Source organism: Rhizobium sp. NLR16a (assembly GCF_017948245.1).
Lineage (GTDB): Bacteria > Pseudomonadota > Alphaproteobacteria > Rhizobiales > Rhizobiaceae > Rhizobium.
Genome location: NZ_CP072865.1, coordinates 1,930,780 through 1,946,022, shown reverse-complemented (window position 1 = coordinate 1,946,022; position 15,243 = coordinate 1,930,780). Strand labels below are relative to the sequence as shown.

The window sequence follows — 15,243 nt, the reverse complement described above, 5'->3', positions numbered from 1 at the left end:
GCCTATGCCGCAGTTCGAAACGCACCGATCCGTACCGCATACGCCCGACCAGATGTTCGATCTCGTTGCCGATGTCGAGCGTTATCCCGAATTCCTGCCGCTCTGCGAAGCGCTTTCCGTCAGGAGCCGCAAGGAGCGCGACGGCAAGATCCTGCTCCTGGCCGACATGACGGTTGGTTATAAGGCGATCCGCGAGACCTTCACGACCCAGGTGTTGTTGAACCGAGCCGAACACGTCATCGAAGTCAAATATATCGATGGTCCGTTCAAATATCTGGAAAACCGGTGGCATTTCGCCGAGACCCCGGCCGGCGGCTGCACGATCAATTTTTTCATCGACTACGAGTTCAAGAGCCGCATTCTGGGCGCGCTGATGGGTTCGATGTTCGACCGCGCCTTCCGCATGTTCACCGAAGCCTTCGAGACAAGGGCGAACAGGATCTACGCCACGGTGTGACGGACGATCGCAGCCGCGTCAGTCGACGAGCAGCGAATGCACCATCTCCAGCGCCGTCTTGACCGTTGCCAGCCGCACCGCGCTGCGGCCGATATCGCCGTAAAGCATTTTTCGATGAATGAGTGCGCCGGTGCGCGATCTGGCGGCGAGATGCACGAGCCCGACCGGTTTTTCCGACGACCCGCCGCCGGGGCCGGCAATGCCCGTGACGGCGACGGCAATCGTGGCGCGCGAGCGGAAGAGGGCGCCATGCGCCATCTGCCGCGCGGTTTCCTCAGAGACCGCACCGAAACGAAGCAATGTTTGTTCCTGCACCCCGAGCAGCTCGACTTTGGCTGCATTCGTATAGGTGACGAATCCCCGGTCGACGACGGCGGATGAACCGGATATCTCCGTCAGTGCCCCGGCGATCAGCCCGCCGGTGCAGGATTCGGCGGTCGAGACCATCTGCCCCGACGCGGTGAAATCGCGGATGATCGCCTCAGCCGCCGAAATTATATCCGGGGGAAAAAGGCTCATCATTTCCTCCCGCGATAGACGACGGTCGCCGTGGCGATTGCCGCGATGCCTTCGCGCCGGCCGACGAAGCCGATCTTCTCGTTGGTCGTCGCCTTGACCGAGCAGCGTTCGAGATCGATGCCGAGATATTCCGACAGTCTTGCCCGCATGGCCTCGCGATACGGGCCGACCTTCGGCGCCTCGGCGATCAGCGAGACGTCGGCATTCATGATGGTGCCGCCGCGCTCGCGTACGATCCGGGCGGCATGCTCGATGAAGATCTTCGAGGCCGCGCCCTTCCATTGCGGGTCGGACGGCGGGAAGTGATCGCCGATATCGCCGGCGCCGCAGGTGGCGAGCAGGGCGTCGGTCAGCGCATGCAGCGCGACGTCGGCGTCGGAATGGCCTTTGAGCTTCTGATCATGCGGAATGAACACGCCGCAGAGCGTCACGCCATCGCCCGGCTCGAGCTGGTGCACGTCATAGCCGTTGCCGGTGCGCACGTCCGGAAGCAGCGAGGCCGAGAGTTTGTCGTCGGCCATAGCGATATCGCGCTTGACCGTCAGCTTGACGTTGTCGGGCGTGCCCGCGACGATCGTCACCGGAATGCCCGCCCATTCGGCGATCGAGGCGTCGTCGGTGAAATCGCTTCGCCCGCTGGCCGCCGCCTTCTCATGCGCGCCGAGGATGGTTTCGAAGGCGAAGGATTGCGGTGTCTGCGCCGCGTAGAGATGCTCGCGCGAGACCGTCGTCAGCACGGTGCCGGCGCTGTCGGCGCGTTTCAGCGTATCGGTGACCGGCATGGCCGGCAGCACCGCCTGCGCGCCGTCGCAGAGGCGCTCGGCAATGCGGCCGAGAAGCCCATGGTCGAAGAAGGGCCGCACCGCATCGTGGATCAGCACATGGCTGACATTCTTGTCCTTGAGATATCGAAGGCCGGCAAGCACGGATTGCTGTCTGGTCGCGCCGCCATGCACCGTTTCGATCGGTGTCGCCGAGACGACGTGGCAGAGCGCCGTCGCAAACAGCGCCTCGTCATCGGGATGAATGACGACGACGATCTCAGCTGCCGGCTCCCATGTCATGAAGTTTTCAAGCGTATGCGCGATAACCGGCTTGCCGCCGATCATGCGATATTGCTTGGGGCCTTCCGTGGAGGATCCGGCGCGCTCGCCGCGGCCGGCGGCGACGATGACAATCCCAGCCGATATTGGTTGCTTGGACGGCATTTGCAGCATAAATCCCCTATTATGCGGAATTGACCGGAGTGCTCTAACCCCTTGCTTTGGCCTTTTCCAGCATCTGCCCGAAAAATATCGATTCCGATCCGAGCCCCCTTGGCAAAGGCACCGATCTGTGGCTAAAAATAATGCAGTTCCATGGTGTGCCTGAAAGATAATCATTTGATTTGCAAGAATCTCGCAGCGCCTTTCCGAATCGGACCCGTTTCCGTGCGGAACCGCGTTGTGCTGGCGCCGATGTCCGGCGTCACGGATATGCCCTTCCGTGAGCTTGCCTGGCGCTTCGGTGCCGGCCTCGTCGTCACCGAGATGGTGGCGAGCCGCGAGCTGGTCAACGACACCGCCGAATCCTGGTCGCGGCTGAAGGCTGCCGGCTTCCGGCCGCATATGGTGCAGCTCGCCGGGCGCGAGGCGCATTGGATGGCGGAAGCGGCGAAAATCGCTGCCGATCATGGCGCCGATATCATCGACATCAATATGGGTTGTCCGGCAAAGAAGGTGATCGGCGGCTATTCCGGCTCGGCGCTGATGCGCGATCCCGATCACGCGCTCAGCCTGATCGAGGCGACGGTCAAGGCCGTCGACATTCCGGTGACGCTGAAGATGCGCCTCGGCTGGGACGAGAATTCCATCAACGCGCCCGACATTGCGCGCCGCGCCGAGGCGGCTGGCATCCAGCTCGTGACCATTCATGGCCGCACCCGCATGCAGTTTTACGAAGGCCGCGCCGATTGGGAAGCGATCGGCGCTGTCCGCCAGGTCATCTCCATTCCGCTGATCGCCAATGGCGACGTCGAGACCGCCGACGACGCGCAGGAAATCCTGCGCCGGTCCGGCGCCGATGCCGTCATGATCGGCAGGGGCTGCCAGGGCAGGCCGTGGCATGCCGGCGTGCTCGCCGGAGTGGCGGAGCCGCGACGCCAAGAGATTGCCGATATCGCCGTCGAACATTACCGGATGATGCTCGACTTCTACGGCGAGGCGGTGGCGATCCGCCATGCCCGCAAGCATCTCGGCTGGTATCTCGAGCGTTTTGCTCCCGCGCTTGCCGGTGGCGAGAAGGCAGACATCATGACCTCGCGTGACCCGCGTGAGGTAGCCGGGCGCCTTTATGACGCGCTGGCTGCAGGTGCGCTCGATAGCCGGGAGGCGGCATGAACAAGGATATGACCTCTCCGCCCGACTACGCCGGCGGAACCGTTGCCATGGCCGTGCTGAACGCCATCCAGAACCCGGTCGTCATGGTCGACGAATCCGGTTTCGTCGCCTTCGCCAATTGGGAGGCGGAGGCCTTTTTCGGTGCCAGCGCCTCGCATCTGGCGCGATACCGGATCTCGACCTTCATTCCCTTCGGCAGTCCGCTGCTCGCCCTGATCGACCAGGTGCGTGAGCGCAAGGCGCCGGTGAACGAATACCGCGTCGATCTGAGTTCGCCGCGCCTCGGCCAGGACAAGCTCGTCGATCTCTATGTCGCCCCGGTGCTGAGCGAGCCCGGCGCCGTCGTCATCGTCTTTCAGGAACGCTCGATGGCCGACAAGATCGACCGGCAGCTGACGCACCGCGCCGCCGCCCGCTCGGTGACCGGTCTCGCCTCGATGCTGGCCCATGAGATCAAGAACCCGCTCTCCGGCATCCGAGGCGCCGCCCAGCTGCTCGAACAATCCGTCATCGACGACGACCGGGCACTGACCCGGCTGATCTGCGACGAGACCGATCGCATCGTCTCGCTGGTCGACCGCATGGAGGTCTTTTCCGACGAACGCCCGGTCGACCGCATGCCGGTCAACATCCATTCCGTGCTCGATCACGTGAAGGCGGTCGCCAAGGCGGGGTTTGCCCGCAATATCCGCATCACCGAGAGTTACGACCCGTCGCTGCCGGCGGTCTATGCCAATCGCGACCAGCTCGTTCAGGTCTTCCTCAACCTGGTGAAGAACGCCGCCGAAGCGGTCGGCGATCGGCCGGATGGCGAGATCATGCTGACGACGGCCTATCGTCCCGGCATCCGTCTTTCGGTCGCCGGCACCCGCGAAAAGATCTCGCTGCCGCTGGAATTCTGCGTCCACGACAATGGCCCCGGCGTTCCTGCCGACCTGCTGCCGCATCTCTTCGATCCCTTCATCACCACCAAGACGAATGGCAGCGGCCTCGGCCTGGCGCTGGTCGCCAAGATCATCGGCGATCACGGCGGCATCATCGAATGCGACAGCCAGAACAGCCGCACGACTTTCCGCGTTCTCATGCCGGCGTCGAAGGACGCCTCGCTCGAGGATGCTTCTTCCGCAAGCTCGACAGGACCTTCTCGATGACAGCCACGATCCTCGTTGCAGATGATGATGCCGCCATCCGCACCGTGCTCAACCAGGCGTTGAGCCGCGCCGGTTATGACGTTCGCATCACCTCCAACGCCGCAACGCTGTGGCGCTGGATCTCGGCGGGTGAGGGCGATCTTGTCGTCACAGACGTGGTGATGCCGGACGAGAACGCCTTCGACCTGTTGCCGCGCATCAAGAAGGCCCGTCCGGATCTGCCTGTCCTCGTCATGAGCGCCCAGAACACCTTCATGACCGCCATCAAGGCCTCCGAGAAAGGCGCTTACGACTATCTGCCGAAGCCCTTCGACCTGACAGAACTCATCGGCATCATCGGCCGGGCGCTCGCCGAGCCGAAGCGCAAGCCCGCCAAGCTCGAAGAGGATATGCAGGACGGCATGCCGCTGGTCGGCCGCTCGGCGGCGATGCAGGAAATCTACCGTGTGCTCGCCCGGCTGATGCAGACCGACCTGACGCTGATGATCACCGGCGAATCCGGCACCGGCAAGGAGCTCGTCGCCCGCGCATTGCACGATTACGGCAAGCGCCGCAACGGCCCCTTCGTGGCGATCAACATGGCGGCGATCCCGCGCGACCTGATCGAATCGGAACTCTTCGGCCACGAGAAGGGCGCCTTCACCGGCGCGCAGACGCGCTCGACCGGCCGCTTCGAACAGGCCGAAGGCGGCACGCTGTTTCTCGACGAAATCGGCGACATGCCGATGGACGCCCAGACCAGGCTTCTGCGCGTGCTGCAGCAGGGCGAATACACCACCGTCGGCGGCCGTACGCCGATCCGCACCGATGTGCGCATCGTCGCCGCCACCAACAAGGATCTGAAGCAGGCGATTAATCAGGGCCTGTTCCGCGAGGATCTCTACTATCGCCTCAACGTCGTGCCGCTGCGCCTGCCACCGTTGCGCGACCGCGCCGAGGACATTCCCGATCTCGTGCGCCATTTCATACAGCAGGCCGAGAAGGAAGGGCTCGGCTCCAAACGCTTCGATCAGGAAGCGCTGGAGCTGATGAAGGCCTATGCCTGGCCGGGCAATGTGCGTGAGCTGGAAAATCTCATCCGCCGGCTGATGGCGCTTTATCCGCAGGATGTCATCACCCGCGAGATCATCGATGCCGAGCTGCGCTCCGACGTGCCCGACAGCCCGATCGACAAGGGGCCGATCCGCAGTGGCTCGATGACGATCGCCCAGGCGGTCGAGGAGAACATGCGCACCTATTTTGCGAGCTTCGGCGACAACCTGCCGCCGCCAGGCCTCTATGACCGCGTGCTGACCGAATTGGAATATCCGCTGATACTCGCTGCGCTCACGGCAACGCGCGGCAATCAGATCAAGGCGGCCGACCTGCTCGGCCTCAACCGCAACACCTTGCGCAAGAAGATCAGGGAACTCGGCGTCTCTGTTTACAGAAGCTCCCGCACCGCCTGAAAAAAAGGCGGTGGGCTCCTCGTTTGCCCACCGCCACTCCTCCCCAGTATCCGCCGCCACGGTCGGGAACAAAACCTAATCTATCCAAGCTCGGTCGCGGTTTGTATCTGCGCCGGCAAACAAAATCGCAGTGTCATTCAATGGTCACATAGTATTTGTGAGCTATTATTTGCCGTGTACCAAATGTCATTGAAGTTGCTGCGGTCATCGGCGCCGGGCCTGTGGATAAGCTGTGGATAACTGGTGGATGGCATGGCTCGATCAGCGGGCGAGAGCATTCCCAAATCCGCTCGCATGTTGCCTATCTGTTCCGCATCTCGTCATCTGCCGCTGCTGCTGTCGACTTCCGCCGCAATTGTCGTCGCCCGCATGCCATGGGCGCTCCGGCTGATGCCGTGGAGCGCCCTTTTCTTTACGGTCGGGCTGACCAGAGCCGCGGCATCGTGTTTCAGGCGGCCAATTTAGCGGGCTGCGCCTCGTATATCCGTGCGGGCGCCATAGATTAGACCGATCGATCGCTGATCGAATGTGATGTCGAGGCCGGTAAATTGTCGGCCCATGTTCTAACCTGCGGGAGCTGCGTGATGGAATATCGTCGTTTGGGAAAATCGGGCCTGAAGGTGAGCGAGTTCTCCTTCGGCTCATGGGTCACTTTCGGCAAGCAGGTGAATGGCGGCGACGCTGTCGACCTCATGCGGCTTGCCTATGATAACGGGGTGAACTTCTTCGACAATGCCGAAGGCTATGAAAGCGGCAAGTCGGAGATCGTCATGGGCGAAGCGCTCAAGTCACTGGGCTGGAGCCGAGACAGCTTCATCGTCTCGAGCAAGGTCTTCTGGGGAGGTGAGAAACCGACGCAGCGCGGCCTGTCGCGCAAGCATGTGACCGATGCCTGCCATGCGGCGCTGAAGCGGCTTCAGGTCGATTACCTCGATCTCTATTTCTGCCACCGCCCTGATATCGACACGCCGGTCGAGGAAACGGTCCGAGCCATGCACGATCTCGTCGCCCAGGGCAAGGTGCTCTACTGGGGGACGTCCGAATGGTCTGCCCAGCAACTGACCGAAGCCTACGCCGTTGCCCGTGACCTGCGCATCACGCCGCCCACGATGGAGCAGCCGCAATACAACATCTTCGAACGCCAGAAGGTCGAGGCCGATTATCTCCCGCTCTACGAACTGCTCGGCCTTGGCACTACGATCTGGTCGCCGCTCGCCTCCGGCGTCCTGACCGGCAAATACAATAACGGCGTGCCCGCCGACAGCCGCATGAATCTGCCCGGCTACGAATGGCTGAAGGAAAAATGGTCGAGCGATGCCGGCCGCGCTCAGCTCCGACAAGTCGGCGAACTCGCAAAACTCGCGGACGAGATCGGTTTATCGATTACCCATCTCGCGCTTTTGTGGTGCCTCGCCAATCGCAACGTCTCGACCGTCATTCTCGGCGCCTCGCGCGCCAGCCAGCTGCAGGATAATCTCGCGGCCCTTTCGCACAGGCACAAGCTGACCGCTGATGTGTTGGAGCGCATTGATGCGATTGCCGGAAACAAACCGGAAGAACCGCGTCGCTTCTAAACAGTCGCCAAAACTGTGACGCTGCGGGTGCTTCGCCTTGACAACATGACGAGGCGCGTTGCATTTTCGCCACAATGCGTTGCTTAAAGGTCACGCAAGGGTTTTGGACATTTCGCTCCCGATCGAGTCGTTCCGACGCTGGCTCTCCTGAGCCGGCGTTGTTTGGTTTCGATCGGATGGCGGACGGCGGATGCCGTCTGAAGAGAGGCCGAATGACGCAGGATGGGGTAGCGCCGGCGGCGGCGGCCGAGGCGGTGACGACGGTGACCGATCGCCGCGCGCTTTTCGCCGTGCCCGGCCTCGTGCTCGCAGGCGGCGCGCTGCTCTGCGCAACGATCACACTCTTCATACTGCTTGGCCTGACGCCGATCGCGCCGACCTCGCATGTCGTCATCACCTCGGTGATCGTCAATTCCTTCTTCGTCCTGACACTGCTGGCGCTGATCGCCCGCGAGGTGGCAAGGCTGCTCAAGGCGCGCACCCGGGGCAGGGCGGCTGCGCGCCTGCACATTCGTATCGTCGTGCTCTTCTCGATCGTCGCGATCACGCCGGCGATCCTCGTCGCGATGTTCGCCAGCATTACGCTGAATGCCGGCCTCGATCGCTGGTTTGCGCTGCGCACCCAGTCGATCGTCAGCTCGTCGCGCAATATCGGCCAGGCCTATATGATGGAGAACGCCAGCTACCTGCAGGGGCAGACGGTGTCCATGGCCAACGACCTGGAGCGCAACCGCGCCCTTTACAGCCTCGACAGGACGGGCTTTGCCGAACTGATGACGCGCCAGGCAAGGGGCCGCGGCCTGCTCGGCGCCTTCCTTGTCGAAAGCGACGGTTCGGTGGTCGTCCAGGCCGATATCGCCACGGAAAAACCGTTGCCGGCCATTCCGCAGGATGCGCTGGAAAAGGCGGCGGCCGGCCAGCCGACGCTGATCCCGCCCGGAGTCACCAACCTCGTCGGCGCCATCATCAAGCTCGATGCCATCCAGGGCACGTTTCTCTATACGGTGCGGGCCGTCGATCCCAAGGTCATGGGCGCCATGCGCATGATGGAGGAAAACGCCACCGAATACCGCTCGATGGAGGCCAACCGCTTCTCGCTGCAGATCGCCTTCGCCGTGCTCTACATCGGCTTCGCGCTGATCGTGCTGCTTGCGGCGATCTGGACGGCAATTGCGGTCGCCGACCGCATCGTGCGGCCGATCCGGCTGCTGATCACCGCGGCTGACAGCGTTGCATCGGGCAATATGGATATTGTCGTGCCGGTGCATGCCGTCGATGGCGACGTCGCCAATCTGTCGCGCACCTTCAACAAGATGATCTCGGAAATCCGCACCCAGCGCGACGAGATCCTCGAAGCCAAGGACGAGGTCGACGATCGTCGCCGCTTCATCGAAGCGGTGCTGTCGGGCGTGACCGCCGCCGTCATCGGCGTCGAACAGGATCGCCGCATCGCCATCGTCAACAGTTCGGCCGAGACGCTGATGTCGCTGTCGGCCGACGAGATGCTCGGCAAGCAGCTCGCCGACATTGCGCCCGAGGTCGATCAGGTGCTGACCGAGGCGGCGGTGCGTCATCGCGGCGATTTCCGCAAGCAGATCGCGCTCGTGCGCGGCGGCACGGTGAGAACACTGAGCGTGCAGGTCACCCGCGAGGAAGTGCGCGACATGAGCGAATCCTACGTGATCACGCTCGACGATATCACCGATCTCGTCATCGCCCAGCGCTCGACTGCCTGGGGTGACGTGGCAAGGCGCATTGCCCATGAGATCAAGAATCCGCTGACGCCGATCCAGCTGTCCGCCGAGCGCATCCAGCGCCGCTACGGCAAGCAGATCAACCAGGACGACCGCACCGTCTTCGATCAGTGCACGGATACGATCATTCGCCAGGTCGGTGATATCGGCCGCATGGTCGACGAATTTTCCGCTTTCGCCCGCATGCCCAAGCCGACCAAGGAGCCGAGCGACCTGCGCGATATCCTGCGCGACGCGATCTTCCTCCGCGAGATGGGCAATCATCACGTCACCTTCCTCTCGGAGTTCGGCGATAAGCCGCTAGAGGGCCTGTTCGACAGTCGCATGCTCGGCCAGGCGTTCGGCAATCTTATCAAGAATGCCGTGGAATCGCTGGAAGCCGTTCCGAGTGACGAACGGGACGAGCGCAAGGTTCTCGTGCGCGCCGCGCTCGATGTGGCCCGCGACCGTTTCACCGTCGACGTGATCGACAATGGTCGCGGTCTGCCGGTGGAAAACCGCCACAGCATTCTGGAACCCTATATGACGATGCGCGAGAAGGGCACCGGCCTCGGCCTCGCCATCGTCAAGAAGATCATCGAGGAACATGGCGGGCAGCTCGAGCTGCACGATGCGCCCGCCGATTTTGACCGGGGAAGAGGGGCCATGATCCGCGTGCATCTGCCACGCCTGGAGCCAGCGCCCGCCGCTCCCGCAGCCAATGACAAGGAAAGCGCTTATGGCCTCTGATATTCTCGTCGTCGATGACGAGCACGATATTCGCGAGATCGTTTCCGGCATTCTCTCCGACGAAGGTCATGAGACACGCACGGCCCATGACAGCGACAGCGCACTGGCGGCGATTTCCGATCGCGTGCCGCGGCTGATCTTCCTCGATATCTGGATGCAGGGCAGCAAGCTCGACGGCCTGTCGCTGCTGGATGAGATCAAGACCCGTCATCCCGATCTCCCCGTCGTGATGATCTCCGGCCACGGCAACATCGAAACCGCGGTCTCGGCGATCAAGCGCGGCGCGTTCGATTTCATCGAAAAGCCCTTCAAGGCCGACCGGCTGATTTTGATCGCCGAGCGCGCGCTGGAAAATTCCAAGCTCAAGCGCGAGGTTTCCGAGCTGAAACGGCGCACCGGCGACGCCTTGGAACTGATCGGCACTTCGGTCGCCGTCTCGCAGCTGCGCCAGACGATCGAGAAGGTGGCGCCGACCAACAGCCGCATCATGATTCTCGGCGCGTCCGGCTCCGGCAAGGAGCTGGTAGCGCGGATGATCCACAAGAAGTCGGCCCGTGCCAACGGCCCCTTCGTGGCGCTCAACGCCGCCAATATCACGCCCGATCGCATGGAAGTGGCGCTCTTCGGCACCGAGGGAACGCCGGGCCAGGCGCGCAAGATCGGCGCACTCGAGGAGGCCCATCGCGGCATCCTCTATCTCGACGAGGTCGGCGAGATGCCGCGCGAGACGCAGAACAAGATCCTGCGTGTGCTGGTCGATCAGCAGTTCGAGCGGGTCGGCGGATCCAAGCGCGTCAAGGTCGATGTCCGCATCATTTCCTCGACGGCCTATAATCTCGAAAGCCGCATCGCCGAAGGCTGGTTCCGCGAGGATCTCTATCATCGCCTGGCCGTCGTGCCGGTGCGCGTGCCGCAGCTTGCCGAGCGCCGCGAGGATATTCCCTTCCTCGTCGACCAGCTGATGCGCCAGATATCGGAACAGGCCGGCATCCGTCCGCGCCGCATCGGTGATGACGCCATGGCGGTGCTGCAGGCGCATGACTGGCCGGGCAATATCCGCCAGCTGCGCAACAACATCGAGCGGCTGATGATCCTTGCCCGCACCGACGGCCCGGATACGCCGATCACCGCGGACATGTTGCCGACCGATCTCGGCGACATGCTGCCCAAGGTTTCGGCCAAGAACGATTATCACATCATGACGCTGCCGCTGCGCGAAGCCCGCGAGATGTTCGAGAAGGATTATCTGATCGCCCAGATCAATCGCTTCGGCGGCAATATCTCGCGCACCGCCGAGTTCGTCGGCATGGAGCGCTCGGCGCTGCACCGCAAGCTGAAGTCGCTCGGCGTCTGATCATACCGGCGCGGCAACGCCGCGCCCGGTCTCTCTCACATCTCGAAGACCAGGTTTCCCATGCCGAGAATCGCCTATGTGAACGGCCGCTACGTCAAGCATTCCGATGCCAGCGTGCATATCGAGGACCGCGGCTATCAGTTCGCCGACGGGGTCTACGAAGTGTGCGAGGTGCGTCACGGCTATATCGTCGATCTCACCCGCCATCTGAACCGTCTCGACCGTTCGCTCGGGGAACTCAGCATCGCCTGGCCGATGAGTCGGGCCGCGCTGACGCAGGTTATTCGCGAGACGCTGCGCCGCAATCATGTGCGCAACGGGCTTTTCTACCTGCAGGTGACCCGCGGCGTCGCTCGCCGCGACCATGTCTTCCCAGCCGAGGGTACGCCGCCCTCGCTTGTGATCACCGCCAAGAGCACCGACCCGAAGATCATCGCGGCCAAGAACGCCAACGGCATCAAGGCGATCACCGTCACCGACAACCGTTGGGACCGCGTCGACATCAAATCCGTCGGCCTGCTGCCCAATGCCATGGCCCGCCAGCAGGCCAAGGAAGCCGGTGCCCAGGAGGCGATCTATGTCGATGGCGACGGCATGGTGAAGGAAGGGGCGGCGACCAATGTCTGGATGGTCGATTCGGGTGGAACGCTGGTGACGCGTCCGGCCGAACACGGCATCCTGCGCGGCATCACCCGCACCACATTGTTCGACGTGGCCGCCAGGCTGGGCTTGAAAATCGCCGAGCGGAGTTTCTCCGTTTCCGAAATGCTCGCAGCCCGCGAGGTCTTCCTGACGGCAGCGACAAGTATCTGTTTTCCGGTCGTTTCCGTCGATGGCCTGCCGATCGCCAACGGCCATCCCGGCAGCATCTCGCAGAAAGTCCGCGAAGCCTTTTTCGACGTTGCGGAAAAGATTGCGATTTGATACCAAGATTTGCTGGACCGGTGGAATGAGGGTGCTGCCGGTCTCGCATGGAGAGGTTGATTGATATTCTACCGGCCAACTCGGGTCGGCAATAAAGAAAGAAGCGGCGCGATGGCGGAACGTTCTCAGAATCTGCAGGACTTATTTCTCAATACTGTTCGCAAGCAAAAGATTTCCCTGACAATCTTTTTGATCAACGGCGTGAAACTCACGGGTGTTGTTACCTCTTTCGACAATTTCTGTGTTCTTCTTCGCCGTGACGGCCACTCGCAGCTGGTGTATAAGCATGCGATCTCGACGATCATGCCGGGTCAGCCGATGCAGATGTTCGAGAGTGAAGAAGCCGCGTCCTAACGGGATCAGCCGTCATTTCGACACGCGATACCAAGAACGATTCGATCATCCCTGAGGCCGCCAAGCACAGGGACGACATGCGCGCGACTGTCGTCGTGCCGGTTCTGAAATCGCGCAGCCGCGGCGGCCAGACGGAATCGGCCTCGACCCGCACGCCGGAAAGCCGGCTCGAAGAAGCGACGGGCCTTGCCCAGGCGATCGACCTCGACGTCGTCAACGGTTCGATCGTGCCGGTCAATGATCCGAGACCGGCGACCCTGCTCGGCACCGGCAAGATCGAGGAGATCAAGGCGCTGCTCGACGAGCGCGATTCGGGTCTCGTCATCGTCGATCATCCGCTGACCCCGGTGCAGCAGCGCAATCTCGAAAAAGAATGGAACGCCAAGGTCATCGACCGGACCGGCCTAATTCTTGAAATTTTCGGCCGCCGTGCCTCCACCAAGGAAGGCACGCTGCAGGTCGATCTCGCCCATCTGAACTATCAGAAGGGCCGACTGGTGCGCAGCTGGACCCACCTTGAACGCCAGCGCGGCGGCGGCGGCTTCATGGGCGGCCCCGGCGAAACCCAGATCGAAGCCGACCGGCGGCTCTTGCAGGACCGCATCATCAAGCTCGAACGCGAGCTGGAACAGGTCGTGCGCACCCGCCAGCTCCATCGCGCCAAGCGCCGCAAGGTGCCGCATCCGATCGTCGCGCTCGTCGGCTACACCAATGCCGGCAAATCGACCCTGTTCAACCGCATCACGGGTGCCGGCGTGCTGGCCGAAGACATGCTCTTTGCCACGCTCGACCCCACGCTTCGTCGCATGAAGCTGCCGCATGGCCGCACCGTCATCCTGTCCGACACCGTCGGCTTCATCTCCGACCTGCCGACCCACCTCGTCGCCGCCTTCCGTGCCACCTTGGAAGAGGTGTTGGAAGCCGACCTCATCCTGCATGTCCGCGACATGTCCGATCCAGACAACCAGGCGCAGAGCTCCGATGTGATGCGCATCCTCGGCGACCTCGGCATTGATGAGGCCGAAGCGGAGAAGCGGCTGATCGAGGTCTGGAACAAGATCGACCGGCTGGAGCCTGAGGTCCACGACACTATGGTGCAGAGGGCGGCGGGCGCCAGCAACGTTGTCGCCGTCTCGGCCGTCAGCGGCGAGGGCGTCGATACGCTGATGGACGAGATCAGCCGCAGGCTTTCCGGCGTGATGACCGAAACGACGATCCGCCTTCCCGTCGACAAGCTGGCGCTGCTGCCCTGGCTCTACGACCACGCGATCGTCGACGGCCGCGAGGACAATGAGGACGGCTCGATCACGCTCGATCTGCGCTTGTCGGAAACCGAGGCGGCCGAACTCGAGCGCCGCATCGGCAATGGGCCGAAGGCTTCGAAGGACGATTGGGAGCGGTAAGGCGGCTTTTTCCTTCTCGCCAGGGGGCCGAAGGACGGGTCGAGACCCGCGGCTCGATCCCGGTCAGTGGCCCGAAGGGTCGGATGAGGGGGACACACGGCAGAACATCCATGTTGCCCTTCGCTTGCGCTCAGTGCCTCGCTCCTATTGTCGCTCGCTCCCTCATCTGCCTGCCGGCATCTTCTCCCCGCTGGGGAGAAGAGTCTCGTGGCAATGCGTTAGCTCCTCAGGCCGGCTAGTTTGGCGAGAAGCCAACCTCAGTCTCCGTCATCCTCGGCCTTGAGCCGAGGATCCATGCCACTGGCGCTGGTGGATGAGGTGTGGATGCTCGGCTCAAGGCCGAGCATGACGGAGGGTGGGGCTGCCGTCACAGCCCTCTCGATCGCCTTCGCCGCCTGCCAGATTTCCTCCATTCGCTCCAGCGTCGCGCCTTCAAGCGTCTCGCCTTCCGCTTCAAGAACATGCTCTATATAGCTGAATCGGCGTCTGAATTTCGTGTTCGTTCCCCGTAGTGCCTGTTCCGGATCAGCCTTCACATGTCGGCCGATATTGACGACCGCGAAGATCAGATCGCCGAGTTCGTCGCTGACCTTGGCGCGGTCGCCTTCGCGAAGTGCCACTCTGAGTTCGCCGATCTCCTCCTCGATCTTGTCGAGGATCGGCTCGGGCGCTGACCAGTCGAAGCCGACCTTGGCGGCGCGTTCCTGCAGCTTCAGCGCCTCGGTCAGCGCTGGAAAACTGCGCTGCACAGAGCCCAGGAAGCCGCCTTTGAAATCCTCGGTGATCCCGCGCCTGGCCCGGCGCTCGGCGCGCTCGCGCTTTTCAGCCTGCTTGATCTCGTCCCATTGGATCTTCACAGCGTCGGGTGTGTCCGCTTCCGAGCGGGCGAAGACATGCGGGTGGCGACGGATCATCTTGGTGGTGATGGCGTTGACCACGTCGCCGAAGGAGAATTCGCCGGCCTCCTCGGCCATGCGGGCGTGAAAGACGACCTGTAGAAGCAGGTCACCGAGTTCATCACAGAGATCGTCCATATCGCCGCGCTCGATCGCGTCGGAGACTTCATAGGCTTCTTCGATTGTGTAGGGCTTGATCGTCTGGAAATTCTGCTCGATGTCCCAGGGGCAGCCGGTTTCGGGATGACGCAGCGCCGCCATGATCTCGATCAGCCGTGAAATGTCTTTGGAAGGTTCCATGG

General features: G+C 62.6%; 12 protein-coding genes and 1 pseudogene. 10 read left to right on the top strand and 3 right to left on the bottom strand.

Annotation, left to right across the window (positions count from 1 at the left end):
• Nucleotides 1-4: 4 nt before the first annotated feature.
• Complete coding sequence (locus J7U39_RS09495; RefSeq protein WP_210631494.1) at nucleotides 5-457, top strand: type II toxin-antitoxin system RatA family toxin; 453 nt, start codon at nucleotides 5-7, stop codon at nucleotides 455-457.
• A gap of 18 nt (nucleotides 458-475) precedes the next feature.
• On the opposite strand, the gene J7U39_RS09490 is transcribed toward J7U39_RS09495, so the two are convergent.
• On the bottom strand, nucleotides 476-979 hold the full coding sequence (locus tag J7U39_RS09490) for a CinA family protein (RefSeq protein WP_210631493.1): 504 nt from the start codon (nucleotides 977-979) through the stop codon (nucleotides 476-478).
• Nucleotides 976-2,193 carry a bifunctional 2-C-methyl-D-erythritol 4-phosphate cytidylyltransferase/2-C-methyl-D-erythritol 2,4-cyclodiphosphate synthase gene (locus J7U39_RS09485; RefSeq protein ID WP_210631492.1) on the bottom strand — a complete coding sequence of 406 codons (1,218 nt, stop codon included), beginning with the start codon at nucleotides 2,191-2,193 and terminating at the stop codon, nucleotides 976-978. The genes J7U39_RS09490 and J7U39_RS09485 overlap by 4 nt, the downstream gene beginning before the upstream one ends.
• 141 nt (nucleotides 2,194-2,334) lie before the next feature.
• Here J7U39_RS09485 and dusB point away from each other — a divergent pair, with 141 nt between their 5' ends.
• The 9 genes from dusB to hflX all read left to right on the top strand — a co-directional run bounded on the left by dusB (nucleotide 2,335) and on the right by hflX (nucleotide 14,045).
• Complete coding sequence (gene dusB / locus J7U39_RS09480; protein WP_210631491.1) at nucleotides 2,335-3,354, top strand: tRNA dihydrouridine synthase DusB; 1,020 nt, start codon at nucleotides 2,335-2,337, stop codon at nucleotides 3,352-3,354.
• Nucleotides 3,351-4,505 carry a nitrogen regulation protein NR(II) gene (locus tag J7U39_RS09475; RefSeq protein ID WP_210631490.1) on the top strand — a complete coding sequence of 385 codons (1,155 nt, stop codon included), beginning with the start codon at nucleotides 3,351-3,353 and terminating at the stop codon, nucleotides 4,503-4,505. The genes dusB and J7U39_RS09475 overlap by 4 nt, the downstream gene beginning before the upstream one ends.
• A complete protein-coding gene (ntrC, locus tag J7U39_RS09470) occupies nucleotides 4,502-5,953 on the top strand; it encodes a nitrogen regulation protein NR(I) (protein ID WP_210631489.1) in 1,452 nt (483 codons plus the stop codon). Before J7U39_RS09475 ends, ntrC begins: the two co-directional genes overlap by 4 nt.
• Before the next feature lie 584 nt (nucleotides 5,954-6,537).
• On the top strand, nucleotides 6,538-7,527 hold the full coding sequence (locus J7U39_RS09465) for an aldo/keto reductase (protein ID WP_210631488.1): 990 nt from the start codon (nucleotides 6,538-6,540) through the stop codon (nucleotides 7,525-7,527).
• A gap of 212 nt (nucleotides 7,528-7,739) precedes the next feature.
• The gene (locus tag J7U39_RS09460) at nucleotides 7,740-10,010 is read left to right on the top strand and encodes a PAS domain-containing sensor histidine kinase (RefSeq protein ID WP_210631487.1); all 2,271 of its coding nucleotides are present in this window, start codon (nucleotides 7,740-7,742) and stop codon (nucleotides 10,008-10,010) included.
• Nucleotides 10,000-11,364 (top strand): sigma-54 dependent transcriptional regulator, encoded by a 1,365-nt coding sequence (locus tag J7U39_RS09455; RefSeq protein WP_210631486.1) that lies wholly within the window; start codon nucleotides 10,000-10,002, stop codon nucleotides 11,362-11,364. The genes J7U39_RS09460 and J7U39_RS09455 overlap by 11 nt, the downstream gene beginning before the upstream one ends.
• Nucleotides 11,365-11,424: 60 nt before the next feature.
• Complete coding sequence (locus J7U39_RS09450) at nucleotides 11,425-12,288, top strand: D-amino-acid transaminase (protein ID WP_210631485.1); 864 nt, start codon at nucleotides 11,425-11,427, stop codon at nucleotides 12,286-12,288.
• 111 nt (nucleotides 12,289-12,399) lie between these two features.
• Nucleotides 12,400-12,642, top strand: coding sequence for an RNA chaperone Hfq (gene hfq, locus J7U39_RS09445; protein WP_003539403.1), 243 nt, complete (start codon nucleotides 12,400-12,402; stop codon nucleotides 12,640-12,642).
• 77 nt (nucleotides 12,643-12,719) lie between these two features.
• Nucleotides 12,720-14,045: a GTPase HflX gene (gene hflX / locus J7U39_RS09440; protein WP_210631484.1), complete on the top strand. Its 1,326-nt coding sequence runs from the start codon at nucleotides 12,720-12,722 to the stop codon at nucleotides 14,043-14,045.
• Between the two features lie 362 nt (nucleotides 14,046-14,407).
• Here the strand turns inward: hflX and mazG are convergent.
• A pseudogene (mazG, locus tag J7U39_RS09435) lies at nucleotides 14,408-15,241 on the bottom strand (nucleoside triphosphate pyrophosphohydrolase); the annotation flags it as partial.
• Nucleotides 15,242-15,243: the final 2 nt, after the last annotated feature.